The sequence below is a fragment of the Aliidongia dinghuensis genome, assembly GCF_014643535.1.
Taxonomy (GTDB): domain Bacteria; phylum Pseudomonadota; class Alphaproteobacteria; order ATCC43930; family CGMCC-115725; genus Aliidongia; species Aliidongia dinghuensis.
Window position 1 is genome coordinate 184,691 of record NZ_BMJQ01000011.1, and the last position, 24,134, is coordinate 208,824.

Here is a 24,134-nt window from a genome sequence, read left to right on the forward strand (position 1 = left end):
CTCACCCCAACCCTCTCCCGCAAGCGGAAGAGGGAGGGACCCGCGGCAGCGGGAGGGTGAGGGTCTTTATACCCCCCGCTGCATGAAGCGTTCGAGCCAGTGGATGTCGTAATTGCCGGTGATGAAGTCCGGCTCGTCCAAGAGGCGCAGGTGCAGCGGGATGTTCGTCTCGATGCCGGCGATGACATATTCCTGCAGCGCGCGGCGCAGGCGGCGGACGCATTCGTCGCGGTCGCGGCCATGGACGATCAGCTTGGCGACCAGGCTGTCGTAGTGGCTCGGCACCGTATAGCCCTGGTAGAGGTGCGAATCGACACGCACGCCGTAGCCGCCCGGCGCGTGATAGGCCGTGACCTTGCCGGGCGACGGCATGAAGGTCAGCGGGTTCTCGGCGTTGATCCGGCATTCGATCGCGTGGCCGGTGAGCTCGACCTGGGCCTGGTCGATGTCGAGCATGCCGCCGGCGGCGATGCGGATCTGCTCCTGCACCAGGTCGATGCCGCTGATCAGCTCCGACACCGGATGCTCGACCTGGATGCGCGTGTTCATCTCGATGAAGGCGAACTGGCCGTCCTGGTAGAGGAACTCGAGCGTGCCGGCGCCGCGGTACTTCAGGGTCTGCATCGCCCTGATCGCGATGTCGCCGATGTGCTTGCGCGCCTCGGGCTTGAGGATCGGCGAGGGCGCCTCCTCCAGGATCTTCTGGTGCGAGCGCTGCAGCGAGCAGTCGCGCTCGCCCAGATGGATCGCGTTGCCGTGGCCGTCGCCAAGCACCTGGACCTCGATATGGCGCGGCGCGTTCAGGTATTTCTCGAAATAGACCTCGTCGTTGCCGAAGAACGCCTTGGCCTCGGCCCGGGCGAGCGGGATCTGCTGGCGCAGCTCCGCCGAATCGCGCGCCACCTTCATGCCGCGGCCGCCGCCGCCGCCCGATGCCTTGACCAGCACCGGGTAGCCGATCTCTTCGGCGCGCGCGACCGCCGCGTCGATGTCGCCGATGGCGCCGTCGGAGCCCGGCACGGTCGGAATGCCCAGTTCCTCGGCCGCGCGCTTGGCGATCACCTTGTCGCCCATCATGCGAATGTGCTCGGGCGTCGGGCCGATGAAGGTTAACCCATGCTCCTCGACCATCGACGCGAAATCCGCGTTCTCGCTGAGGAACCCCAGGCCTGGGTGGATTGCGTCGGCACCGGTGATCGAGGCCGCGGTCAGGATCGCCGGGATGTTGAGATAGCTCTCGCGCACCGACGGCGGGCCGATGCAGACGCTCTCATCGGCCAGGCGGACATGCATGGCCTGGGCGTCGGCGGTCGAATGGACCGCGACGGTCGCGATCCCCATCTCGCGGCACGCGCGCAGCACACGCAGCGCGATTTCCCCGCGATTGGCGATCAGCACCTTTTCGATCATGGGAGGGCGACGCCTATTCCAGGACCAGGACGACCTGGCCGAATTCGACCGGGTTGCCGTCAGTGACCAGCAGGCGGCCGACCTTGCCGGCCTTGGGCGCGCGGATCTGGTTCATCACCTTCATGGCCTCGATGATCAAGAGCGGCTGGCCGGCGGAGACCGTGTCGCCGACGCGCACGAACGGCGGGGCGCCCGGCTGGGGCGAGAGATAGGCGGTGCCGACCATCGGCGACTTGACGGCGCCCGGGTGGTTGGCGAATTCCGCGTCCGGGTGCGTCGCCGCGTGGGCTTCGGCCGGGAGCGGCTGGGCGGCCGCGGCCGGTGCCGCGATCGGGGCGGCATAGCTCGCGATCGGCGCCGGGCTGCGCGTCACGCGGATGCGGTGCTCGCCCCAGGCATATTCGATCTCGGTGAGCTTGGCCTCGTCGAGCAGGGTGGCGAGCTTGCGCACGCGCTCTTCATCGACGGTGAAATCGTTGGGTTTGGTCATGATGTTCCGAAAAAGTCAGGATTCGGTGGCAAGCAGGCGGGCCATCGCGTCGAGCGCCAGCTCGTAGCCGTGGCCGCCCAGGCCGACGATGACGCCGCGCGCGACGCGCGAGACGTAGGAATGATGGCGGAATTCCTCCCGCCGGTGGATGTTCGACAGGTGGACCTCGATGACCGGCAGGTCGCTCGCCGCGAGCGCGTCCATGAGGGCGACCGAGGTATGGCTGTAGCCGGCGGCGTTGATGATGATGCCGTCGGCGCTGTCGCGCGCTTCCTGAACCCAGTCGATCAGCTGGCCTTCGTTGTTGCTCTGGCGGAAATCCAGGTCGAGCTCCAGCGTGTCGGCCCGCTCCAGGCAGGCTTCCTCGATGTCGGCCAGGGTCTCCCTGCCATAGATCGTCGGCTCACGGACCCCCAGCAGGTTCAGGTTGGGGCCGTTCAATACCAGGACCGTCGGTCGCGCCACTTCGCTCTTATCCAGGATCGCAGGATCGCGGGGTTATAGCACGAGCGGCCCGCCCGGCAAGCTGCCCCGTGTGACGGACGTGTGACGAAGGGGCGAATCGGCGACGAAGACGTCAGGCCGGCGGCCGGGCGAGCGTGAAATAGATCATCTCCTCGGCATTGGCGATGTAGAAGCGGAGGTGCTGCAGCAGGTCCATGCCGATGATGACCTGCGGGGCGCCCGCATCGGCGCCGAACGGATGCTCGAGCGCGCCCGGCGACGTCGGCGGCAGGAGATTGACCGACGCCCTGCGGACCCGGAGCGCGCCCAACTCGAGGCTGTCGAAGGTATAGCGCGAGGCCTCGAGCCGTTTGCCGACGCTGGTGAGGATCGGACTGTCGACGGCCGAGACGCCGGGGCTGGCCGCCGTCAGTCCGAACAAATCTTCGGCCGTCTGCCATGTCATCGCCGTGTGGCTGGTCCCGGTGTCGATGATGCCGGCAAGCGCCTTGCCGTCGATGCGGACCGTGACGTCGATCTTGCGGTCGCGGCCGCGCTTGAACGGGATCAGGCTGTACTCGTTCGCCCAATAGACCACCTTGCCGGGGCAGTGCTCTTGGGAAAAAATCCTGATGCGGCCCGCCTCCGGATCGAATTCGAAGTCGTAAGGCATGAGCGCGTCGACGCCGAGCAGGCCGTCGAACTGGTTGTCGTAGAGCGGGTTCCTCGGGTCCGTGACCGCGACGGAGGGGAGGGTGACCGTCAGGCCGCCGAGCGTCAGCGAAAGGTTGCGGGAATGCCAGACCGTGACGTCGCCGCCGGGGCCGCGCGCCACGTCCTTGGTGATCCACCGCAGCCCGACGAAGCCCGGCACGCGGCCCTCGATGATGGTCGAGGAGGCGCCCGTGTCGAAGATCATGCGGAGCGGCGTGTCGCCGTAGCGTGCCATGACCATGATGGCGGGTGGGTCGCCCAGCCGGGCGATGGGCAGGTCCGCGCTGAGCTGCAGCTCGCAGGCGCCGGCGGCCAAGGCCGGCTCGCCGCTGAGCCAGGCGAGCGCCGCTGCGGCGATGCCCAGCACCGGTCGCGAATGCGCGCCCATTCCCGTTCGACCTGCCTTCCCGCCCCATGAGGAAGTCTTGCGCCCTGGCGGGCGACTCGCCTGAGCGGCTGCATACTAACGGCATATGGGAAGGGTTGCCGGCCGGGCAAAGCACGTCGCCGTGAGGGGCGTGCCCAGAAAGAATAGGCGGTGGGTTGCTCCTGCGCCCCGACGCTTCTTGAGCTCCGACGCCCTACGCCCCGACCGGCCGTTTCCCCTTCCGTCCGGGTTCGAGGAACGTGAGCGCGCTCTTTTCCAGAAGCCGCATGACCCGGTCGAGCTCGGCGCGGTCCGCGTCCGAGAGCGGGGCCAAGAGCTGCTGCTCGATGGCGAGCGCGAAGGGCGCGATCTCCTCGCGAATCGCCGCCCCCTTGGGCGAGAGCCGAAGGATCGAACGGCGGCGGTCCTGCGCGTCTGTCGCACGCTCCAAGAGGCCTGCCGCCAGCATGCGCTGCACGGCGCGGCTCACGCGCACCTTGTCCATCTCGGTGCGCTCGGCCGCCTCGTTCGCCGACATGGGCCCGAAGCGCCCGACGACGGCGACGAGGCGCCATTCGGGGATCGAGAGGCCGAATTTGCGTTGATAGACTCGGGCGATCGCATTCGACACCCGATTCGACAGAATCGACAGGCGATAGGGCAGAAAGTTTTCGAGCGCCAGCGGATCCCCCTGCGGCAACTCGTTGTTGTCTTCTGCGATTTTCATTGGCATCGGTTTCATATGAAACTATCTTCTCGCCATTATGGACTGCGCGGTGCCGCCCCCAAAGCGGATCGACCGGACAGTGCGAAAAAATCATGACACTAAAAATGCGGGAGAAGCCATGACCGTCGCTCCAGATCCTGCCGCTCGCGGCACGAGAATCGATCTCTGGGACAATCCCATGCAGACCGATGGCTTCGAATTCGTCGAATATGCGGCCCCCGATCCGGTGGCGCTCGGCCGCCTGTTCGAGCAGATGGGCTTCGTCAAGGTGGCGCGCCACCGCTCCAAGGACGTGGCGCTCTATCGCCAGGGCGAAGTCAATTTCATCGTCAACGCCGAGAAGGACAGCTTCGCCCAGGCCTTCGCCAAGCTGCACGGGCCGTGCGCCTGCGCCATGGCGTTCCGCGTCGGCGATGCGGGCTATGCTTACAAGCGCGCGCTCGAGCTGGGGGCGAAGCCCGTCGAGGGCAAGGTCGGCCCGATGGAGCTGCAGATCCCGGCGATCGAGGGCATCGGCGGCAGCCTGCTCTATCTCGTCGACCGCTACGGGCCCAAGGGCTCGATCTATGACGTCGATTTCGTGCCGCTGCCGGGCGTCGACCAGAATCCGCCGGGTGTCGGGCTGACATACATCGACCATCTGACCCACAACGTGCATCGCGGCCGCATGGTGCAATGGGCCGACTATTACGGGAAGCTGTTCGGTTTCCGCGAGATCCGCTACTTCGACATCGAGGGCAAGCTCACGGGCCTGAAGTCCAAGGCGATGACGAGCCCGTGCGGCAAGATCCGCATTCCGATCAACGAGAGTTCGGACGACAAGAGCCAGATCGCCGAATATCTCGAGGCCTATCACGGCGAGGGCATCCAGCACATCGCCCTCGGCACCGGCACGATCTACGACACGGTCGAGACGCTGAAGGGCCGCGGCATCCCGTTCCAGACCGTGCCGGACACTTATTTCGAGCTGGTCGACAAGCGCCTGCCCGGCCATGGCGAGGACTTGGCCCGGCTCGCCAGGGACCGCATCCTGATCGACGGCGCGCCGGGTTCAGAGAATGGCGAGGGCGGCCGGCTGCTGCTGCAGATCTTCACCCAGGAGGTGATCGGCCCGATCTTCTTCGAGATCATCCAGCGCAAGGGTGACGAAGGCTTCGGCGAGGGCAACTTCAAGGCGCTGTTCGAATCGATGGAGCTCGACCAGATCCGCCGCGGCACGCTCAAGGCAGAGTGACGGCCTCGACCGCCGGGACGGCTTCGGCCGTCTCGGCGGCGTATTCGGCGAGGATCCAGTCGTGGAAGGCGCGGATCTTCGGCTGGTCGCGCCGGACCTTCGGATAGGCGAGAAAATAGCTGCGCCGGGAATAGAGCCGGTGCGGGAAGGGCTGGACGAGCCGTCCGCTCGCAAGCTCGTCCGCGAAAAAGGGCGGGTTGAGGAGTGCCACCCCCTGGCCCGCGACCACGGCATTGCCCAGCATCTGCTGATTGTCGAGCCGGGCGCCTCGGGCAACGCCCGGAGACACTGGATGACCGGCGAGGGCGAACCAGGCTTCCCATGCGTCGTCGTCCTCGCGGAACAGCGGCAGCTTCAGGAGATCGGCCGGTTTCTCGAGACCGCCGATGCTGGCGATGAGCGCCGGGCTGGTCATCGGGGTGAGGGCCACCGGCATCAGTCGTTCGGCGATGAGCCCTGGCCAGTCGCCATGGCCGACACGGATCGCGACATCGACTTCCTCGGCGATCAAATCGACGACGCGGACCGAGCTGTCGAGCCAGACGGCGAGATCGGGATGGAGCCGCTCGAACCGGCCGAGCCGAGGCACCAGCCAGTTCGACGCGAAGGTGTGCATGGTCGTAATCTTGAGCACGCGGGCGGCTTCGCCACGGACCCCGGCGAAGGCTTCGGCGAGGCGACCGAGCGCATCGCTCACCGCGGGCGCCAACTGCTGGCCGGTCTCGGTCAGCTCGAGCCGGCGGGTGAGCCGCCGGAACAGGGGCGTGCCGACCCGATCCTCCAGCTGCTTGATCTGATAGCTTACCGCCGCCTGGGTCATGCCCAGCTCGGCCGCGGCCTTGGTGAAGCTCAAATGTCGGGCGGCCGCCTCGAACACCCGCACCGCGGCCAGCGGCGGCAGTTGGAGACCTGATCCCTTATCCATAAAGACGCCTTATCGATCGACTGCTGATAACTGGTTTGTCCAGGGAATCTGACGGCACCAATATATCAATCAGTCTTATGGATCGACACGGTTTTCGAAGGAGGGATCAATGGCCGAGATCATACCGCTCAGGGCCACGTGCTGCGCCGATATTCCGGTCGAGCCGGTCTCGCCGACGGCATGGTTGCAGGTCTGGTTCCGCCGGCTCGTCACGCGGCGGCGCCGGGTCGGCAATGCCGACGAGCTGCCGGATCGCCTGCGACGCGACATGGGACTGGGTGCCAGGCCCTGGGAGCCGGGCCGGCATTACAGCGATTACATGACGTCTCAGGGGCTGTCGTCCGGCAACTCGTGAGCCGCGGGCAGGGCGGCGGCGAGCGCGCGCAGCGTGCCGCGGAAATCTGCCGCCGCCCGCGACAGGGGGCGCAGGCGATCGCGCACGATGGAAAGGTCGAACCATCGCTCGGGCCGGAACGGCCGCACCGTCAGGTCGGGGAAGATGCCGCCCGTGACGCTGAATTCGTCGACCAGCGCCACGCCGGCCCCCGCCTGGACGAGCGCGCAGGCGGTATGGCCGAACCGGACCTCGACCGCAATGTCGCGCGGCACCCGCGCATCCGCGAACGCCTGCTCGATCAGCTGGCCCTGCGGCGTATCGCGGTCATAAGAAATGAGCGCATGGCCGGCGATGTCGGCCGGCGTCACGACGGGCAGCGTGGCGAGCACGTGCGTCGCCGGCAGCACGCAGACGAGGCGGCCCCGGCGCAGCCGCTCGACCTGCAGGTTCGGATGATCGCTCGGGAACATCGAGATGCCGAGGTCCGCCTGGTGGGTCAGCACCCGTTCCAGGAGCGCCGCCTGCGGCAGGATCTCGAGGCTGATGCGCAGGCCCGGGCGCTGGGCGCGGAACACGGTCACGGCGTTCGGCAGCAACGCCAGCCCTAGGCTCGGGCTGCACACGAGCCGGAGCCGGCCGATCCGGCTCAGTGCCAGATCCTGCGCCATGTCGCGGATCTGCCGGATCCCGACATAGGCCTTCTCGACCTCCTCATAGAGTGTCAGCGCCTCAACCGTCGGATAGAGCCGTCCCTTGATCCGCTCGAACAGCTTGATGCCGAGGCGATCCTCGGTATGGCGGATAAGGCGGCTCACGTTCGGCTGCGAGACGTTGAGCGAGCGCGCGGCATCGCTGATGCCGCCGGTCAGCATGATTGCCCGGAACACCTCAATTTGCCGCAGATTCATGGCTATCTCATAACATCGAGTTATGAGCGAGCATAAACTAGGCATGAGATGTTTTCCAGCGGCGGCGGTAATCTTCCTGTAAGAGGGCGGGCCGAACGGGTCCCGCATGGTCTATGGGAGGAGCCGACATGCAGCGCTCGATCGCGACCGTTTCGCTGAGCGGCACGCTGCCGGAAAAGCTCGAAGCGGCAGCGGCGGCCCGGTTCGACGGGGTTGAGATCTTCGAGAACGATCTCGTCTATTACGACGGCTCCCCACGCGCGGTCCGCCAGATGGCGGCCGACCTCGGCCTCGACATTCTCCTGTTCCAGCCGTTCCGCGATTTCGAAGGCGCGCCGCGCGACCGGCTCGCGCGCAACCTCGACCGGGCCGAGCGCAAGTTCGACCTGATGGCGGAACTGGGCGCGCCGGCCATCCTCGTCTGCTCCAACGTCGCGCCCGACGCGATTGGCGACGAGGCCGTGCTGGTCGACGACCTGAGGCAGCTTGCCGAACGGGCGGCGAAGCGAGGCCTCAAGATCGGCTACGAGGCGCTCGCCTGGGGCCGGCATGTCCGGTCCTGGCATCAGGCCTGGCGCATCGTGCAAAAGGTCGATCACCCGAGCCTGGGCCTCATCCTCGACAGTTTCCACACGCTCTCGCTCAAGGACGATCTCACCGGCCTTGACCAGGTCCCGCCCGACCGGATCACCTTCGTGCAGATCGCCGATGCGCCGATCATGGCCATGGACGTGCTGGAGTGGAGCCGCCACTACCGCTGCTTCCCCGGCCAGGGCGCCTTCGACCTCGCGTCCTTCCTGGCGCCGATCGTGGCCGGCGGCTATCGCGGGCCGCTCTCCCTTGAGATCTTCAACGACGGTTTCCGCGCGGCGCCGCCGCGGCCCAACGCCGCCGACGGCATGCGCTCGCTCCTCCATCTCGAGGAGGTGACGGCGAGCCATCTTGCGGCGGCACCGGCCGCGACGCGGGCCGGGCAGCGCGCGAGCCTGTTCCAGCCGCCGCCGCCGAGCCGCTACGCCGGGTTCGAATTCCTGGAATTCGCCGTCGACGAGACGGCGGGCCCGGCGCTCGCCGGGTGGTTCGAGACCCTGGGCTTCACGCACGTAGGCCAGCACCGCTCGAAGAACGTGGCGCTCTATCGTCAGGGCGCCATCAATCTCGTGCTCAACAGCGAGCCCGATTCCTTCGCGCACGCCTATTTTTTGCTGCACGGCCCGTCGGTCTGCGCCATGGCGCTCGCGGTCGACGATCTGCAGGGGGCGCTCGACCGGGCGCTGCTCTATCACTGCCAGCCTTACGCCGGCGGCGTCGGCCCGAACGAGAGCGTGATCCCGGCGATCTGCGCGCCCGACGGCAGCCTGATCTATTTCGTCGAGGAGGGCGCTGCGCCCAGCATCTACGAGACCGATTTCGTGCCGGTCGAGGCGGCGGGCGAGGGCGGGCCTGCGCATCTCGCTTCGATCGACCATGTCTCGATCGGGCTACCGGACGGCCAGTTCGATCGCTGGCTCCTGTTCTACAAGACGGCACTCGGCTTCGTCGCCGACGACACGTTCGTCGTGCCCGATCCTTACGGCCTCGTGCGCAGCCGCGCGCTGCACAGCATCGGCGATGCGGTGCGCATCCCGCTCAACATCTCGGAAAGCCGCAACACCGTGCTTGCCCGCTCGATCACCGCCTATGGCGGGGCCGGGGTGCAGCATATCGCGTGCGCGACCGGCGATATCCGCGCTGCGGTCGCAACTCTCCGCCAGCGCGGACTGCGCTTCCTCGCCATCCCGCGCAACTACTACGACGATCTCGCGAGCAAGTTCGGCCTCGCGCAGGAGGTCCTGGACGAGCTTGCTGCTCTCGACATTCTCTACGACCGCGACGCCGACGGCGGGGAGTTCCTGCAGGCTTATTCGGAGGCGTTCGGCGGGCGCTTCGTGATCGAGATCGTCGAGCGCCACGGCTATCGCCAGTACGGCGCCGCGAACGCGCCGGTCCGGCTCGCGGCCCAGGCCGCCTCGGCCAGCCGCTCGCCCTACAGCTTCGACGAATTGGAAGGCTGAACCATGACTGCCTATGCCGAGCGGCCGTCGGTCCTTTTGGGACTGATCGGCCAGGACATCCAGCGGTCGCGCACGCCCGAGATGCACATGCGGGAGGGGGAGGCGCAGGGACTGCGCCTCGTCTACCGGCTCATCGACCTGACCCAGCTCGGCCTCGGTCCGGAGGCGCTGCCGGACCTGCTTGCCGCGGCCGAGCGCATGGGCTTCTCCGGGCTCAACATCACCCATCCCTGCAAGCAGCTGGTGATCCCGCATCTTCACGAGCTCTCGGACGACGCGCGGGCGCTGGGTGCCGTCAATACTGTGCTGTTCAAGGACGGCAAGCGGATTGGCCACAACACGGACTGGTCGGGCTTCGCCGAACCGTTCCGCCGCAGGATGGCGGGAGCACCCCTCGGCCGAGTGGTCCAGATCGGCGCCGGCGGCGCCGGCTCGGCCGTGGCGCACGCCGCCATGGTGCTGGGCGTCGAGGAACTGACGATCTTCGACATCGATCCCGAGCGGGCGCGCCGGGTCGCCGACAATCTCACGGCCCATTTCGGCGCCGGCCGGGCCAAGGCCGGCACTGATCTCGCGGCCGCGATGGCAGTCACCGACGGGCTCATCAACGCAACCCCGATCGGCATGGACGCGCATCCGGGCATGCCGCTGCCGGCGGAACTGCTGAGGTCCGCGCTCTGGGTCGCCGAGGTGATCTATTTCCCGCTCGAGACCGAGCTCCTGCGCCGCGCACGGGCGCTCGGCTGCCGCACGATCGACGGCGGCGGCATGGCCGTGTTCCAGGCGGTGGCAGCCTTCCGCCTCTTTACCGGCAAGGAGCCGGACAGCGATCGGATGATCTCGCAATTCGCGTCAATGGGATCCTGAACAACGAAAACACAAGGGGAGGACATTATGCCGACTGGCACTGGTTCGCACGGCAGGCACCAATCGAAACGGGCGGCCGCGAGTGGCTGGATTGGATCCGCGCTGGAATACTACGACTTCTTCATCTATGCGACCGCGGCGGCGCTCGTATTCCCGCAGCTGTTCTTTCCTTCCACCGACCCGACCGTCGCGATCGTCGCATCGCTGGCGACCTACGGGGTCGGCTATGTGGCACGTCCGATCGGCGCGTTCGTGCTCGGCCATTGGGGCGACACTCATGGCCGCAAGAACGTCTTGCTGATTTGCATGTTCATGATGGGCATCTCGACGATGCTGGTCGGCGTGCTGCCGACCTACAGCCAAGTCGGCATCCTGGCACCGGTCCTGCTGGTGGTCCTGCGCCTCATCCAAGGGTTCGCCGTCGCCGGCGAGATTTCCGGCTCGTCGTCGATGATCCTGGAACACGCGCCGTTTGGCCGCCGAGGCTTCTTCTCATCTTTCACGCTCCAAGGCGTGCAGGCGGGCCAGATCTTCGCCGCCGCCGTGTTCATCCCGCTAGCCCGGACGATGCCTCACGATCAGTTCATGGAATGGGGGTGGCGGGTGCCCTTCCTGCTCAGCGTTCTCGTCATCATCGCCGGCTACTTCATCCGTCGCAACGTCGACGAGACCCCGGCCTTCACCGCCGAAGAAACGAAGGGCAGCGTCCCTCGCGCGCCCATCCCGGACGCCTTCCGGCTCGGCTGGGCCGACATGCTGCGTGTGGTCTGCATGGCGTTGATGAACGTCATCCCCGTGGTCGCCACGGTGTTCGGCGGCGCTTATGCGGTGCAAAAGGCCTATGGCATCGGCTTCGCAGCCGACGTCTATCTCTGGATCCCGGTCATCGGAAACGTGATCGCGGTGCTCGTGATCCCGTTCGTCGGAAACCTGTCCGACCGCATCGGCCGCCGGCCGCCCATTATCGTCGGCTCGCTCTGCGCAGGCGCGCTGTCGTTCGGCTATCTCTATGCCATCAGCATCCACAGCGTTAGCCTGGCGGTGGCTATGTCGGTGCTCATGTGGGGCATCGTCTACCAAGGCTACAACGCGACCTTCCCGTCGTTCTATCCGGAGCTGTTCCAGACCCGGGTTCGCGTCACGGCCATGGCGATCGCTCAGAACGTCGGGACGACGATCACGGCCCTGCTGCCGGCACTGTTCGCGATCGTCGCTCCCCCCGGTGCTGCCGACATCCCGGTGACGATCGGCGCCCTCACGCTCGGCATCACGGCCATCGCCGCGGTTGCCGCATTCACGGCCCGCGAGACCTACCGCCTGCGGATCGACGACCTCGGCCATAGGGACGCAGTCCCCATGAGCAAGAGCGAGTACGACAAGTTGCGCGCGCAGTCGTTCGAGCGCGAACGCGCCTCCGTCCCTGCCTAAGGTCGGCTGGAAGGCATCCGACGGGCAGTAACGGGCCGGCCCGTGTCGAGTTTGGTGCGTGTTGAAGCGTATGGAGATCGCCTAAGCGACAGAGCCCGAGCTCAGGTCTTGGATCTCAGCACGCTTGACGGACGGGAACGGCCGGCGCCACGGTGCCGGCCGTGACCCGTTCGCCAAGAGGCGTGCCCACGAGGATGTCCATGAAGCTGCACGGCTATTACCGCTCGTCCGCGTCCTTCCGCGTGCGGATCGCCCTCAACCTCAAGGGCATCGAGTACGAGACGATCCCGCATCACCTGCGCAAAGGCGAGCAGCGGGCGCCCGACTACCTGAAGCTCAATCCGCAAGGCTTCGTGCCGGTGCTCGAGGACGACGGCGAGCTCCTGCTGCAGTCCATGGCGATCATCGAGTACCTGGACGAGGCCTATCCGTTTCCGCCACTCCTGCCGGGCCACCCGGCCGACCGGGCGCGGGTCCGGGCGATCGCGCAGATGGTGAGCTGCGACATCCATCCGATCGACAATCTCCGGGTGCTCCGCTACCTGCGCCATGAGCTGGGTCATGACGAAGCCACGGTGCAGCGCTGGTACAATCACTGGATCGCCGAAGGCTTCGCGGCGCTCGAGACTTTCCTTGCCGGCTCGGACCAGACCGGCCGCTTCTGCCACGGCGAGACGCCGACGCTCGCCGACGTCTGCCTCGTGCCGCAGGTCGTGAACTCGCAGAACTTCAAGCTCGACCTCGAGCCCTATCCGACCATCCGCCGGATCCACGAGGCCTGCCTCGGTTACGCCGCCTTCGAGGACGCGTTGCCGAAGAACCAGCCCGACGCGGAATAAGGGACGGGCGCCCTCAGCCCTTGCGGACCGCGGCGATCGCGTCCTGGAAGTCCTTGAGCTCGACCGCACCCGGCAGCAGCGTGTCGCCGATCACGAAGCTCGGCGTGCCGGTGATATCGAGCGTCTTCGCCAGATCGTAATTATGCTTCAGGATCGCGTCGATCTCGGGCGATTCGGCTTCCTTCTTGACCTGGGCCGGATCGAGCCCGACCGATTTCGCGACCTCGAGCGTCCGGTCGTCGTCGACCTTGGTCTTGAGCGCGAACATCGCCTCATGGAATTCGGCGTATTTGCCGTGCTTGCGCGCGACCAGCGCAACGCGCGAGGCGAAGACCGATTCCTTGCCGAGGATCGGGAATTCCTTCATGACCACGCGCACCTTCTGGTCCTGCCCGATCAACGTCTGCAGGGTCGGCGCCGTCACCTTGCAGTAGGGGCAGCGGTAGTCGAAGAATTCGACGATGGTCACGTCGCCCTTGGGATTGCCGATGACCGGCGAGGTCGGGTCCTGCTCCAGCTCCTCGCGATGGGACTGGATCAGCGCCTTGGTCTGGCTTTCCTCGTCCTGCTTCATGCTCGCCTCGGCATGCGCGATCGCATCGATCAATGCCTTGGGATTGTTCATGAAGTAGTCGTGGATCAGCTTGTTGACCTGGTCGGTCTGGGCCTGGGTCAACGCGTCGTCAGCCCGCGACATGGCCGGGACGGCGGCGAGGGCCAGGACCGGCAGCAGCAACAGGGAACGGCGGAGCGAATGGATCATCGGGTCATACTCTAGGGCATCCTCGGCGGCGCCGAGGGACGGCCGCCACCATGGGCGCCACCATAGGCGCCCGGCAGCACCGGCGGCAACCCTGGCCGGCGCGCCGGAGCGATCCCGATTTGGTGATCGCTGCCCTTGGCGATCAGCCGTTGTCGGGGTTGACCTTGGCCTCGCGGCGGATGTCGTCGGCCCGGAGCCAGCCCGGCGAGCCGCGCGGCAGAAGCTGCGAGGCGCGGGTCGCCTGCATCCCGGCGGCCTTGCGGTCGCCCGCGAGCAGCGCCTCTTCGGCGAGCGCCAGTGCGGCATTGCCGATGTTGCCGGTCCGCCCCTCGGCGATGCCCAGCTGGTGCCAGCCGTCCGAGTTGGTATTGTCCATGCGCACGGCCTCGCGCAAGAGGCCGACCGCGTCGGCCGCCATGGCCTTGTCGCCCTCGTTCTCGAGTTCCGCCGTCGCGAGCTCGACCTTGAGCAGCGGCTCCTTGGGCAGGAGGGTGACGGCTCGCTTGTAGGGCGCCACCGCGTCGCGGATGTGGCCGCTCTCGAACAGGATCTGCCCCTTCAGCTCCTGGAAATAAGGATCGTCGGGCTTTTCCTTGATGAGGCTGTCCATCTCGGCCATGGCCTTGTCGTGCATCGGCACGCGGTGATAGGCGATGGCGCGGGCGTAGCGGGCGTAAAGGCTCTGGTCGCTCTCCGGATAGAGCTGCGTCACCTGGCCTGGCGGCAGGAGGAAGCCGCGCAGCTTCGCCAGCATGCGCTTGTGCATCTCGTCGAAGCCCGGTGGGTCCGGCGCGTCGGACGACTTGGAATGCGCAACATGATCGCGCACGAAATCCACGCGGCTGCTGGTCAGGGGATGGGTGCGCAGGTACGGGTCCTGGTTCGCCGGCAGCAGGTATTCTTCCTTTTCAAGGATCTGGAAGAATTCGAGCAGGCCGCGCGAGGATTGGTTGGTGCGGTCGAGGAAGCCCACGCCGGCCTGGTCGGCACGCTCCTCCTGGCCGATCGAATAGGCGAAGAGCGAGCGCAGGCCCATGGATTGGCCGGCGGCGGCACCGGCGGCCGCGACCGAGCCGTCGCGCGCCACGACCGAGGCGGCGGCACCCAGGACGAAGGCGATGATGCTCTGCGCGGTCGCGTTGTCGAGCGCCTCCTGGCTGCGCGCCAGATGACCGCCTGCCATGTGGCCAGTTTCGTGCGCGATCACGCCCACCACTTGGTTCGCCCGTTGGCTCTTGAGCAAGAGCCCTGTATTGATGAACAGACGTTGCCCACCCGCCACGAAGGCATTGATCTGAGGATCGTTCACCAAATAGATCTGGACGAAATCGGCATCGAGCCCCGCTGCACGGAACAGGGGCGTGGCATAGGCACGGATCGTATTTTCGATCTCGGCATCACGGATCAGGCCCGGCGCATCCTGTGCGGCGGCGGGACGACTGAACGTGACGGCCGCGATCATCGCCAGGACGAGGACCCGGGAGAGAATGGCATTCAGCAAGAGCGGCATCCTTTCGACGTCGGCCAATATCGAGCCGATCGCCGTGCGGCGTCAATCTGCCGGACGGACGCGCCGGCACGTCGCCCGCGCCACGGTCAGCGGGCTCGTGGCCCTGTCGCTCACCGGGTCGCTCACCGGCTGCAGCTGGTTTTCGGCCGATGCGCCGGCCGAGATCGCCAAGCCGATCTCGACCCGCTATCTGGGCTCGGTCGTCGCGGATGAGCCGGAGGCGGTCGGCCTCGGCGACCAGATGCTGCGGCTCAACGGCAATGCGGCCGATGCCGCGGCCGCGGTCGCCCTCATGCTGACGGTCACGCTGCCGTCGCGCGCCGGGCTCATGGGCGGCGGCGCTTGCCTCGTGCGCAATACCGAAAGCGCCGAGGTCGAGGCGATCAACTTCCTGCCGCAGGCGGTTCCTGGCAGCGCCATCGAGGTGCCGGGCCTGGTGCGCGGCATCGCGGCGCTGCAGGCCCGGTACGGTGTGCTCGACTGGCGCCAGGTCGTGGTCGGCGTCGAGCGGATCGCACAGTCGGGCGTGCCGGTGGCGCAACAGCTGACGGCCGATGCCGGCGCGGCAGGCGTCGCGCTGCCGCCAGGCCCGCGCCATTCGGAGCCCGATCTGGCAGCGGTGTTCAGCCAGCTGCGCCTCAACGGTGCCAGCGACTTCTACACGGGCAATGTGGCGCGCCAGCTCGTCGCTGCCGGCGTGCCGGCGCAGCCGCTTGCGAGCTATGCGCCGACCTGGCACCCGGCGACCCGCGTCGCTGCCCGGAACGACTGGCTCTATTTCGCGCCCGGATCGGCGGGACGGGTTGCCGCCGCCAGCTTCAGCGCGCTGCTCGACGATTCGGCGGCGGTGTCCGATCCGGTCGCCCGTTACCGCATCGCGCGCGCGGCTTCCGCCACGGCTGAGGCCTCGATCATCCCCGGCGCCAGCGTGGCGGCGGACGAGCCGTCCGCGAGCACGGGCTTCATCGTCGCCGACGCCTCCGGTCGCGTCGTCACCTGCACGCTCTCCATGGGCAAGCTGTTCGGCACTCGGCAGAAGCTCGCGGCGCCGGCGCTCTATGCCGCGGCGCCGATCGCCGGCGACCCTGCGGCCCAACTCGGCCTCGTGCCGGCCATCGCCTATAATGCCAACGTCAACCAGGTGCTGGGCATCTATGCCGGCAGTGGCGGCACCTCGGCCCCGGCCGACGTGGCGGCCATCGCCTTCGGCGTGCTGCGCAAGGATGATCCGGCGCCTGTCGCGGTCGAGGACCTGCGCCGGCCGGACGACACCGGTGCCACGCAGGTGCCGGACCGGGTGGCGGCTCTCGCCTGCCCGAACGGATTGGTGCGCAGCCCCAAGACCTGCACCATTGCCAAGGATCCGCGCGGCTGGGGCTTCGCGCAGACGGTCGATCTGTTGAGGTAGCGATGACGCTGAAGCGTGGGACGCGGGGGCAGATCCCGTCGTTCCTGGTCATGGACGTGCTGCGCGAGGCCAACCGGCTCGCCCATGAGGGTGCCGACATCCTGCATCTGGAGGTCGGCCAGCCGTCGACCGGCGCGCCGGAAGGCGTCGTCGCCGAGGCGACGCGCCTGCTGCGCGCCTCGCCCCTGGGCTATACCGATGCGCTGGGTGTGCCGCGCCTCAGGGAACGCATCGCCGAGCACTACAAGGCGACCTATGGCGTCGCGGTCGACCCGGGCCAGGTCGCGGTCACGGTCGGCGCGTCCGGCGCCTTTCTCCTGAGCTTCCTTGCGGCGTTCGACGCAGGCGACCGCGTGGCGCTCGCGGCACCCGGCTATCCGGCCTATCGCCACATCCTGACCGCACTCGACATCGAGGCGGTCGAGATCGAGGCAACGGAGGAGGATCGCTTCCAGCCGACGCCGGCGCTGCTTGACAAGGTCCCGGGCCGAATCGACGGGCTGATCGTCGCGAGCCCGTCCAATCCGACCGGCACCATGATCCCGCCGGCCGAGTTCGCGGCCCTCTCCGCCTATTGCGCGAAGCGTGGCATCCGGCTCATCTCGGACGAGATCTATCACGGCATTACCTATGGCATGGCGCCGACGACCGCGGCGTCGGTGGCACCCGACGCCTTCGTTATCAATAGCTTCTCCAAATATTTCTCGATGACCGGCTGGCGCCTGGGCTGGATGATCGTGCCGGCGGATCTGGTGCGCGCCGTCGAATGCCTGGCGCAGAACATGGTAATATCGGCGCCGACGCTGTCGCAGGCGGCGGCGATCGCCGCGTTCGATTGCCATGACGAGCTGCAGACGAACGTCCGCCGGTACGCGGCCAATCGCGAGCTCCTGCTGAACGAGCTGCCCAAGGCAGGCTTCTCGCATTTCGCGCCGCCGGACGGGGCGTTCTATCTCTATGCCGACGTCGCGAGCCTGACCAACGACAGCCAGGAATTCTGCCGCCGCATGCTGGTCGAGACCGGCGTCGCGGCGGCACCCGGCAAGGATTTCGACGGCGGGCGCGGCAACCGCTTCGTCCGGTTCTCCTTCGCCGGCTCGACCGAGACCATGGCGACGGCAGCCCAGCGGCTCGCCGCCTGGCGCCGCTGACGAGGCGGGGCTCGGGATGGATCCTCGGTTCAAAGCGACGACGATCGGCCATGCCGATCATCGTTTCTGCAGCCCGCTGTCAGCCGAAAAGGCAGCACGGCTGATCGATCTCCTGGACCTGTCGCCAGGCGCGCGCGTCGTCGACATCGGCTGCGGCAAGGCGACATTGCTGCTCGACGTGCTCGAGCGCTATCCGGACGCGACGGGGGTCGGGGTCGACATCAACGCCGCCTTCCTCGACGAGGGCGAGGCGATCGCCCAGGAGCGCGGACTCGCCGGCCGGGTGACCCTGATCGACGAGGACGCGACCATTCATCTCGCCCATGACGAGGGGTTCGCGGCCGCGATCTGCCTGAGCGCGAGCCACGCGCTCGGCGATTACGGCGGCTTGCTCGCGACCGCCTTCTCCGTGCTCGATCCAGGCGGGCTGCTGCTGGTCGGCGAGGGCTATTGGCGTCAGCAGCCGCATCGCTCTTACCTGGCCGTGCTCGGCGCTGACGAGGAGGAGCTTACCGATCACGCCGGCAATGCGGAGCGGGCGGTGCGCGCCGGCTTCCAGGTGCTTTACACCACGACGGCCAACCCAGACGAATGGGACGAATACGAAGGGCTCTATTGCCGGGCGAAGCTGCGCTGGGCCGCTGCAAACCCGCGCGATCCGGACGCGGCCACCATCGCGGCAGATGCCCAGCGCTGGCACGACGCCTATCTGCGCTGGGGTCGCCAGACCCTCGGCATTGGCTACTACCTGTTGCGCCGGCCGTAGCGTTCCACAGGGGGCGAGCTGACCGGGCCGGCGTGAAGCCCCCCGCCGCTGGTCTGGTGTTGTGCGGGGGCCGAGAAGGACCGGCGAAACGCCGGCCCTCCGGCTTTTATCGAAGGCTAGGTCCCGATCGGCCGTGCTACGGCGTGATTGAGGGCGGCCTGGATGTCGCCCTCCCAGGCCGCGCGCGGCAGTTCGTAGACCAGCTCGATCTCGTTGCCGTCCGGGTCGCTCAGATGGACGCTATGGGTGGCGCCGCGCTCGATCTGGCGGTGCAGCGCCACGCCCTGGCCCATCAGGAACCGGACCTGCCGCTGCCATGCCTCGCGGCTCGGATAGGTAATGGCGACATGGTGCAGCACCTGGGGATGCGGAGCGAGGTCGGCCGGCATCGACGGTTGCTCGATGAGGGCAACGTCATGATGCCGGAGCTTGCCGTCCTGTTCGCCGCTATAGAAGCGCATGCGCGCGACGGGCTGGCCGTCCGGTCCTGTTCGCTGCCAGGTGCCGACCTGGCGGAAGCCGAGACAGCCGGTCCAGAAGCGATGGGCGCGATCGAGGTCGCGCACGTTGAGGACGAGGTGATTGAGGCCGCTCGGGGTTTCAGGCTGAAGCGTCATCGGGGTCTCCAGTGAGGGAGCGCCTCGGCCGCGGCAGGAAAGACGTTCCAACGGCATGGCCTCGGCGCCGCCGAACGGTCGAGGCCGGAATGGCATCGTCGGTTCGGGCTTGCGCGTTGGTTGACGTTGAACGCTTACGGTTGCGATCGATTCGCAACGGATGCTGTGTAGCATCCGCCCGCAGCGGTTGACAAGCGATATCGGGCAGCCGTATATAGAAAGAACGTTCTATATGGAGTGGCCATGCGTGCGACGACGGAAGAGGTGCGGGATCGGTTGCTGGATGCGGCGGAGCGGCTCATCTATCGCGATGGCATCCATGGCACCGGCGTCGACACGATCCTCTCCGAGGCGTCGGTCGCCCGCATGAGCCTCTACAACCAGTTCGGCAACAAGGACGGCCTCGTGCTGGCGGCGCTGGAACGGCGCGATCGGCGCTGGATGGTCTGGTACGAGGCGCGGGTGACGGCGCTGGCACCGGCCGGGCGCGGGCGGGTGCTGGCATTGTTCGATGCGCTGGGCGAGTGGTTCCGCGAGCCGGATTTCCACGGCTGCGCCTTCATCAATGCCGCGGGCGAGCTGGCGGACCCGGCGCATGAGGTCCGCCATCTGGCCGCCCGGCACAAGCAGGCGCTCGCGCGCTTCGTTACCGAGGTTGCGGCGGCGGCCGATGTGCCGACGCTCGCTCGTCCGCTGTTTCTGCTGGTCGAGGGGGCCATCGTGACCGCCATGGTCGAAGGCTACCCCGACGCCGCGGCGGACGCCCGCGCCGCGGCCGAGCATATGCTCGCTGCCGGGTGAGGGTTTGAGCCTGTAGTATATCGATCGTTCTATATATAGGAGAATATCGTGCCTGCACCTATCATCAAGCCGCCGTTCACCGAAGAGACCGCCCGCGCCAAGGTCAAGGCCGCGGAGGATGCCTGGAATACGCGCGATCCGGACCGAGTGGCGCTCGCCTATACGCCCGACTCCGATTGGCGCAATCGCGATCGGTTCATCCGCGGCCGAGACGAGATCCGCGCGTTCCTCCGCGAGAAATGGGCGCGCGAGCAGGATTACTATCTGCAGAAAGAGCTGTTCTGCTTCTCCGACACGCGCATCGCCGTCTGCTTCCAGTACGAATGGCACGATGCCGACGGGCAATGGTGGCGGTCCTACGGCAACGAGAACTGGGACTTCGATGCCGAGGGGCTGATGGAGCGGCGCCAAGCCAGCATCAACGACGTGAAGATCGCCGAGGCCGACCGGAAGTTCCGCGGCAAGCGGTAGGGGCACTACGTCATCCCCGCGAAGGCGGGGATCCAGGGTTGCTCCGAAGGCGTTGGCCGATGCTGACACCAACCACGAGCCCCGAGAAGCCGCTCTGGATTCCTGCCTGCGCGGGAATGACGGAGGGATGAAATGAGAAGCCCCGGATGGCGGGACCATCCGGGGCTCTCTGTTTCGCACGCCTCAGCGGTTACTCGATCAGGCGCTTCCACCAGCCACGGCGCGGCGGCGAGGGCGGCTCGACCGGGATCGGCTCGGCGGCTGCCGCGGCCGGTTCGGCTGCTGCTGGTTCCGCCTCGACGGCCAGCGGCGCATCGGCAACCTGGGCCGCCACGGGCTCCGGCTCCGGCACGATCGCCGGTGCCACCGGCGCTTCGGCCGCCGCAGGCTCGACGGCTGGAGGCTCGGCGACTGGGGGTTCGGCGATCGGGGGTTCGGCGATCGGGGGTTCGGCGATCGGGGGCTCGAGGGCCGCCGGTTCGGCGGGAAGTTCGACCGCCGAAGGCTCTGCCGTAGCCGGCTCGACCGGCGCTTCCGCCGCCTTCTTGCGCGGCGCGCGACGACGCTTTGGCTTCTCGGCCACCTCCGTTGCCGGCTCGGCCGGTGCTGCGGCTTCCGCCGCGACCACTTCGGCCGGGGCCTCCGCTGCCGCTTCCGTGGCCTTCTTGCGCGGCGCGCGACGGCGCTTGGGCTTTTCCTCGGCGGCCGCTTCGGCCTGTGCCGCTGCGGGCTCGGACGCGATCTCGGTCACGACGGGCGCCGCAGCAGCCTCGCCCGACGGAGCCTCGACCGACGGAGCCTCGACCGGCTCGGCCGTAACCGGTGCGGGCGCTGCCGGTTGGTCCTCGCCCCCTTCCATGTCGAACAGCGGCTCGCGACCGTCGCGGGCGAAATCGAGCGCGGAAGGATAAGCGAGCGGATCGTCATCGGCCGGATAGCCCGCTTGAGGCGCCGCCGAACCGGTCTCCTCGTCGCGCCGCCGCCGGCGGCCGCCGCGCTTGCCGCGCCGGCGACGCTTGCGCTCGGCATCGGACACGCCGTCATGGCCCGCGGCCTCGACCGGCGCCGGTGCGCCCTCTGCTTCCTCGCCGTCGGCCGCTGCTTCGTCCGGGCCTTCGGCGCCCTCTTCCTCGTCCTCGTCGGCGCTCTCCTCGCCGTCTTGCATCTGCGCCTGCTCGTCGCCGCCGCGCCGCCGCTTGCGCCGCCGCCGCTTGCGCCGCGGGCGATCCTCGTCGCCGCCGGCCTCGGCACTCTCGGCATGCTCGCCGACCGCGGCTTGCTCGCGGACCTCGCCCTCGGCCTCGGCGGCCTCGTCGAGCCCTTCCTCGATATATTCCTCTTCCTCTTCCTCCGGCACGGGGGTCGCCGTCGGCATCGGCAGCGCGTCCAGCTCCTGCTGGGTGAGCGCGCGCACGCGCTCCAGCCGGAACGCCGGCGGCACCAGCGTGTCGTCCTGCAGGACCATGACGCGGAAGCCGTAGCGCTGCTCGATCATCGACAGCGTGTCGCGCTTCTGGTTCAGCACATAGAGCGCGATCGGCGTCGGCACGTAGATCGCGATCTCCGCGGTGCGGCGGCGGATGCCTTCTTCCTCGAGCGCGCGCAGCACGACGAGCGCCGTCGATTCGGTCGAGCGGATCGTCCCGGTGCCGTTGCAGTGCGGGCAGACCTGGGTCGAGGCCTCGATCAGGCTCGAGCGCAGGCGCTGGCGCGACAGTTCCAGGAGGCCGAACGGGCTGATGCGGCCGAGCTGGATGCGCGCCCGGTCGTTCTTCATCGCCTCCTTGAGCTTGCGCTCGACGGCGCCCTGGTTGCGGCCGTCCTCCATGTCGATGAAGTCGATGACGACGAGGCCGGCCAGGTCACGCAAGCGGAGCTGGCGTGCGATTTCCTCGGCGGCCTCGAGGTTGGTCTTGGTCGCCGTCTCCTCGATGTTGCGCTCTTTGGTCGAGCGGCCGGAGTTGACATCGATCGAGACCAGCGCCTCGGTCGGGTTGATGACGATGTAGCCGCCCGAGCGCAGCTGGACGACCGGGTTATGGATCTGGTCGATCTGGGCGTCGACCTGGAAACGGTGGAACAGCGGGATCGCCGGGTCGCGATAGGGCCGGACGCGTGCGGCATGGCTCGGCATGAGCATGCGCATGAATTCCTTGGCCGTGCGGTAACCGTCCTCGCCCTCGACCAGCACCTCTTCGATGTCGCGGCTGTAGAGGTCGCGGATCGCGCGCTTGATCAGGCTGCCTTCCTCATAGATGAGCGCCGGCGCCGACGACTGCAGGGTCATCTCGCGGATCTCGTCCCAGAGCCGCAGCAGATACTCGTAGTCGCGCCTGATCTCGGCCTTGGAGCGCTCGCTGCCGGCGGTACGGACGATGACGCCCATGCCCTCCGGCACCTCCAGCTCCTCCATCAGCTCCTTCAGGCGCCGACGGTCGGTGGCCGAGGTAATCTTGCGCGACACGCCGCCGCCACGGCCCGCGTTCGGCATCAGCACGCAATAGCGGCCGGCGAGCGACAGATATGTGGTGAGCGCCGCACCCTTGTTGCCGCGCTCCTCCTTCGTCACCTGGATCAGCAGGATCTGCCGGCGCTTGATGACTTCCTGGATCTTGTAGGTGCGGTAGTGCCGGGTGCGCGGGCGCGTCTGCACTTCCTCGAAATCGTCGCCGCCCACGGTCTCGACCGTGATCGGCGCCTCTTCCGTCTGCTGGATGTGGCTGGCGTGCTCAGCCTCGGAGACGGCGCCTTCGACGGTTTCGACCGTCGTTGGCGTCGCGATATCCTCGACCGTCGCCTCTTGTGCCGGATCGAACGGGGCCGGATCGAACGGTACGGGCTCGGTCACCTGGACCGCATAGACGGCGCCGACGGCGATGCCATCGGTCGCAGCCTGGGCCGGCGGCTCGTAGGCGGCCGGCGCGGGGGCGACTGGTGCGGGGGCGTCCGGCGCGAGAGTGACCGGCGCGGGCGCCGACTCGAAGTCGGGCTCGCCCGCCTCGGCATGCGGCGTGTGGCCGTCGTCATCCGGCTGCTCGGCATGCTCGTGGCGGTCGTCATACCCGTGCCGGGCGTCATACCCGTTGCCGTCGCCGGGCTCGTCCCCGTCGTGCTGGTCGTAGTGTTCCTGCCGGTCGTGGTGTTCATGTGCGTCCGAGGCGGCGGACTCGTCGTGGCCGTGCTCCTCGTCATAGCGCTCGGCCGCGAGCATCGCTTCGCGGTCGCCGATCGGGATCCGGTAATAGTCCGGATGGATCTCGCTGAAGGCGAGGAAGCCGTGGCGGTTGCCGCCGTATTCGACGAAGGCCGCCTGCAAGGACGGCTCTACCCGCGTCACTTTCGCGAGGTAGATGTTGCCCTTGATCTGTTTCTTGGTGGAAGTCTCGAAGTCGAATTCCTCGAGACGGTTGCCGTTGAGAACGACGACCCGGGTTTCTTCGGGATGCGTCGCATCGATCAGCATGCGTCGTGCCATCAGGCATGTACTCCGGAGCACGGCCGGTCTCACGCCGTGCGAAGACCGGCGTGGCAGCGCGCTCTCGTTTGGCCGGGCCGGCGGAACCCTCGAAAACATCCTGCCGAACGGCGATCTTATGCTCGCCATGGCTGGGTTCATCGGGTCCCCGCAATCCGGACGAATTCGCCGAATCTGGCCGCGGGGGTTTCATCACAGGATCCTCTGGAGATCTACGCCCCCGCCGGAACCCGGTCGGAGCGCTAAGGGCCGCATCCGACGATCGGGCATTCCGGGGCGACGTCGCCGTTTCGATCTCGTCGATTCGGCTCCCCCAGGGATTTTCGCAAAACCGACAATAAAGAGCGCCGACCGGATCGACAACCCTTAAAGCGTTGGCCCTGATGATTGGCCAACTGCCGAGAATTTGGCGAAATCGTGGCGACTGC

Annotated in this window: 22 protein-coding genes; 11 read left to right on the forward strand and 11 right to left on the reverse strand. The window is 67.6% G+C overall.

Translation table 11 applies throughout. The features are described 5' to 3' along the window. Positions 1 to 66 precede the first annotated feature (66 nt). The 5 genes from accC to IEY58_RS21145 form a co-directional block, all read right to left on the reverse strand. Positions 67 to 1,410, reverse strand: a complete 1,344-nt coding sequence (accC, locus tag IEY58_RS21125; RefSeq protein ID WP_189049449.1) for an acetyl-CoA carboxylase biotin carboxylase subunit — start codon at positions 1,408 to 1,410, stop codon at positions 67 to 69. A gap of 13 nt (positions 1,411 to 1,423) precedes the next feature. After that, a complete protein-coding gene (gene accB / locus IEY58_RS21130) occupies positions 1,424 to 1,900 on the reverse strand; it encodes an acetyl-CoA carboxylase biotin carboxyl carrier protein (RefSeq protein ID WP_189049451.1) in 477 nt (158 codons plus the stop codon). Between the two features lie 15 nt (positions 1,901 to 1,915). Continuing rightward, on the reverse strand, positions 1,916 to 2,365 hold the full coding sequence (gene aroQ, locus IEY58_RS21135) for a type II 3-dehydroquinate dehydratase (protein ID WP_189049455.1): 450 nt from the start codon (positions 2,363 to 2,365) through the stop codon (positions 1,916 to 1,918). A 112-nt stretch (positions 2,366 to 2,477) separates the two neighbouring features. Continuing rightward, positions 2,478 to 3,446, reverse strand: a complete 969-nt coding sequence (locus tag IEY58_RS21140) for an aspartyl protease family protein (RefSeq protein ID WP_189049457.1) — start codon at positions 3,444 to 3,446, stop codon at positions 2,478 to 2,480. 193 nt (positions 3,447 to 3,639) lie between these two features. Further along, positions 3,640 to 4,152, reverse strand: a complete 513-nt coding sequence (locus IEY58_RS21145) for a MarR family winged helix-turn-helix transcriptional regulator (protein ID WP_189049459.1) — start codon at positions 4,150 to 4,152, stop codon at positions 3,640 to 3,642. Positions 4,153 to 4,270: 118 nt separating this feature from the next. Between IEY58_RS21145 and hppD the strand changes: the two genes are divergently transcribed. Then, the gene (gene hppD, locus IEY58_RS21150) at positions 4,271 to 5,386 is read left to right on the forward strand and encodes a 4-hydroxyphenylpyruvate dioxygenase (protein WP_229743852.1); all 1,116 of its coding nucleotides are present in this window, start codon (positions 4,271 to 4,273) and stop codon (positions 5,384 to 5,386) included. On the opposite strand, the gene gcvA is transcribed toward hppD, so the two are convergent. Further along, the gene (gene gcvA, locus IEY58_RS21155) at positions 5,373 to 6,311 is read right to left on the reverse strand and encodes a transcriptional regulator GcvA (protein WP_189049461.1); all 939 of its coding nucleotides are present in this window, start codon (positions 6,309 to 6,311) and stop codon (positions 5,373 to 5,375) included. The two genes, hppD and gcvA, sit on opposite strands and share 14 nt — an antisense overlap. 109 nt (positions 6,312 to 6,420) lie before the next feature. On the opposite strand from gcvA, the gene IEY58_RS21160 reads away from it, so the two are divergent. Continuing rightward, positions 6,421 to 6,666 (forward strand): hypothetical protein, encoded by a 246-nt coding sequence (locus tag IEY58_RS21160; RefSeq protein WP_189049463.1) that lies wholly within the window; start codon positions 6,421 to 6,423, stop codon positions 6,664 to 6,666. Here IEY58_RS21160 and IEY58_RS21165 read toward each other — a convergent pair. Continuing rightward, on the reverse strand, positions 6,639 to 7,556 hold the full coding sequence (locus IEY58_RS21165) for a LysR family transcriptional regulator (protein WP_189049465.1): 918 nt from the start codon (positions 7,554 to 7,556) through the stop codon (positions 6,639 to 6,641). The two genes, IEY58_RS21160 and IEY58_RS21165, sit on opposite strands and share 28 nt — an antisense overlap. Before the next feature lie 128 nt (positions 7,557 to 7,684). Between IEY58_RS21165 and IEY58_RS21170 the strand changes: the two genes are divergently transcribed. The 4 genes from IEY58_RS21170 (at position 7,685) to maiA (ending at position 12,744) form a co-directional block, all read left to right on the forward strand. Then, positions 7,685 to 9,610, forward strand: a complete 1,926-nt coding sequence (locus IEY58_RS21170) for a bifunctional sugar phosphate isomerase/epimerase/4-hydroxyphenylpyruvate dioxygenase family protein (protein WP_189049467.1) — start codon at positions 7,685 to 7,687, stop codon at positions 9,608 to 9,610. Positions 9,611 to 9,613: 3 nt separating this feature from the next. Continuing rightward, a complete protein-coding gene (locus IEY58_RS21175; RefSeq protein ID WP_189049469.1) occupies positions 9,614 to 10,477 on the forward strand; it encodes a shikimate dehydrogenase in 864 nt (287 codons plus the stop codon). A gap of 27 nt (positions 10,478 to 10,504) precedes the next feature. Beyond that, positions 10,505 to 11,905: an MFS transporter gene (locus IEY58_RS21180; protein ID WP_189049471.1), complete on the forward strand. Its 1,401-nt coding sequence runs from the start codon at positions 10,505 to 10,507 to the stop codon at positions 11,903 to 11,905. Positions 11,906 to 12,105: 200 nt separating this feature from the next. Continuing rightward, on the forward strand, positions 12,106 to 12,744 hold the full coding sequence (maiA, locus tag IEY58_RS21185; RefSeq protein ID WP_189049473.1) for a maleylacetoacetate isomerase: 639 nt from the start codon (positions 12,106 to 12,108) through the stop codon (positions 12,742 to 12,744). 13 nt (positions 12,745 to 12,757) lie between these two features. Here maiA and IEY58_RS21190 read toward each other — a convergent pair whose 3' ends face one another. Both IEY58_RS21190 and IEY58_RS21195 read right to left on the reverse strand, forming a co-directional pair. Then, on the reverse strand, positions 12,758 to 13,507 hold the full coding sequence (locus IEY58_RS21190) for a DsbA family protein (protein ID WP_189049475.1): 750 nt from the start codon (positions 13,505 to 13,507) through the stop codon (positions 12,758 to 12,760). 142 nt (positions 13,508 to 13,649) lie between these two features. Further along, positions 13,650 to 15,008: a M48 family metalloprotease gene (locus IEY58_RS21195; protein WP_189049477.1), complete on the reverse strand. Its 1,359-nt coding sequence runs from the start codon at positions 15,006 to 15,008 to the stop codon at positions 13,650 to 13,652. On the opposite strand from IEY58_RS21195, the gene IEY58_RS21200 reads away from it, so the two are divergent. From IEY58_RS21200 to IEY58_RS21210, 3 genes are read left to right on the forward strand one after another with little or no spacing between them, the layout of a single operon-like run. Continuing rightward, positions 14,995 to 16,425 (forward strand): gamma-glutamyltransferase, encoded by a 1,431-nt coding sequence (locus IEY58_RS21200; protein WP_189049479.1) that lies wholly within the window; start codon positions 14,995 to 14,997, stop codon positions 16,423 to 16,425. The two genes, IEY58_RS21195 and IEY58_RS21200, sit on opposite strands and share 14 nt — an antisense overlap. Positions 16,426 to 16,427: 2 nt before the next feature. Next, positions 16,428 to 17,576 (forward strand): pyridoxal phosphate-dependent aminotransferase, encoded by a 1,149-nt coding sequence (locus tag IEY58_RS21205; protein WP_189049481.1) that lies wholly within the window; start codon positions 16,428 to 16,430, stop codon positions 17,574 to 17,576. Between the two features lie 16 nt (positions 17,577 to 17,592). After that, a complete protein-coding gene (locus tag IEY58_RS21210) occupies positions 17,593 to 18,342 on the forward strand; it encodes an SAM-dependent methyltransferase (protein WP_189049483.1) in 750 nt (249 codons plus the stop codon). 116 nt (positions 18,343 to 18,458) lie between these two features. On the opposite strand, the gene IEY58_RS21215 is transcribed toward IEY58_RS21210, so the two are convergent. Continuing rightward, entirely contained in the window at positions 18,459 to 18,959 is a 501-nt protein-coding gene (locus IEY58_RS21215; RefSeq protein ID WP_189049485.1) for a VOC family protein, read from the reverse strand. Between the two features lie 243 nt (positions 18,960 to 19,202). On the opposite strand from IEY58_RS21215, the gene IEY58_RS34665 reads away from it, so the two are divergent. Together IEY58_RS34665 and IEY58_RS21225 are read left to right on the forward strand one after the other, a co-directional pair. Next, complete coding sequence (locus IEY58_RS34665) at positions 19,203 to 19,760, forward strand: TetR/AcrR family transcriptional regulator (RefSeq protein WP_189049487.1); 558 nt, start codon at positions 19,203 to 19,205, stop codon at positions 19,758 to 19,760. Between the two features lie 48 nt (positions 19,761 to 19,808). Beyond that, positions 19,809 to 20,231 (forward strand): nuclear transport factor 2 family protein, encoded by a 423-nt coding sequence (locus IEY58_RS21225; protein WP_229743853.1) that lies wholly within the window; start codon positions 19,809 to 19,811, stop codon positions 20,229 to 20,231. Between the two features lie 190 nt (positions 20,232 to 20,421). On the opposite strand, the gene IEY58_RS21230 is transcribed toward IEY58_RS21225, so the two are convergent. After that, complete coding sequence (locus tag IEY58_RS21230; protein ID WP_189049489.1) at positions 20,422 to 23,706, reverse strand: Rne/Rng family ribonuclease; 3,285 nt, start codon at positions 23,704 to 23,706, stop codon at positions 20,422 to 20,424. Between the last annotated feature and the right edge of the window lie 428 nt (positions 23,707 to 24,134).

Excerpts from the sequence above, each read along its gene's own strand:
- accC (WP_189049449.1), bottom strand. The coding sequence starts at position 1,410 with ATGATCGAAAAGGTGCTGATCGCCAATCGCGGGGAAATCGCGCTGCGT.
- accB (WP_189049451.1), bottom strand. The coding sequence starts at position 1,900 with ATGACCAAACCCAACGATTTCACCGTCGATGAAGAGCGCGTGCGCAAG.
- IEY58_RS21140 (WP_189049457.1), bottom strand. The coding sequence starts at position 3,446 with ATGGGCGCGCATTCGCGACCGGTGCTGGGCATCGCCGCAGCGGCGCTC.
- IEY58_RS21145 (WP_189049459.1), bottom strand. The coding sequence starts at position 4,152 with ATGAAAATCGCAGAAGACAACAACGAGTTGCCGCAGGGGGATCCGCTG.
- hppD (WP_229743852.1), top strand. The coding sequence starts at position 4,271 with ATGACCGTCGCTCCAGATCCTGCCGCTCGCGGCACGAGAATCGATCTC.
- gcvA (WP_189049461.1), bottom strand. The coding sequence starts at position 6,311 with ATGGATAAGGGATCAGGTCTCCAACTGCCGCCGCTGGCCGCGGTGCGG.
- IEY58_RS21160 (WP_189049463.1), top strand. The coding sequence starts at position 6,421 with ATGGCCGAGATCATACCGCTCAGGGCCACGTGCTGCGCCGATATTCCG.
- IEY58_RS21165 (WP_189049465.1), bottom strand. The coding sequence starts at position 7,556 with ATGAATCTGCGGCAAATTGAGGTGTTCCGGGCAATCATGCTGACCGGC.
- IEY58_RS21170 (WP_189049467.1), top strand. The coding sequence starts at position 7,685 with ATGCAGCGCTCGATCGCGACCGTTTCGCTGAGCGGCACGCTGCCGGAA.
- IEY58_RS21175 (WP_189049469.1), top strand. The coding sequence starts at position 9,614 with ATGACTGCCTATGCCGAGCGGCCGTCGGTCCTTTTGGGACTGATCGGC.
- IEY58_RS21180 (WP_189049471.1), top strand. The coding sequence starts at position 10,505 with ATGCCGACTGGCACTGGTTCGCACGGCAGGCACCAATCGAAACGGGCG.
- maiA (WP_189049473.1), top strand. The coding sequence starts at position 12,106 with ATGAAGCTGCACGGCTATTACCGCTCGTCCGCGTCCTTCCGCGTGCGG.
- IEY58_RS21190 (WP_189049475.1), bottom strand. The coding sequence starts at position 13,507 with ATGATCCATTCGCTCCGCCGTTCCCTGTTGCTGCTGCCGGTCCTGGCC.
- IEY58_RS21200 (WP_189049479.1), top strand. The coding sequence starts at position 14,995 with ATGGCATTCAGCAAGAGCGGCATCCTTTCGACGTCGGCCAATATCGAG.
- IEY58_RS21205 (WP_189049481.1), top strand. The coding sequence starts at position 16,428 with ATGACGCTGAAGCGTGGGACGCGGGGGCAGATCCCGTCGTTCCTGGTC.
- IEY58_RS21210 (WP_189049483.1), top strand. The coding sequence starts at position 17,593 with ATGGATCCTCGGTTCAAAGCGACGACGATCGGCCATGCCGATCATCGT.
- IEY58_RS21215 (WP_189049485.1), bottom strand. The coding sequence starts at position 18,959 with ATGACGCTTCAGCCTGAAACCCCGAGCGGCCTCAATCACCTCGTCCTC.
- IEY58_RS34665 (WP_189049487.1), top strand. The coding sequence starts at position 19,203 with ATGCGTGCGACGACGGAAGAGGTGCGGGATCGGTTGCTGGATGCGGCG.
- IEY58_RS21230 (WP_189049489.1), bottom strand. The coding sequence starts at position 23,706 with ATGGCACGACGCATGCTGATCGATGCGACGCATCCCGAAGAAACCCGG.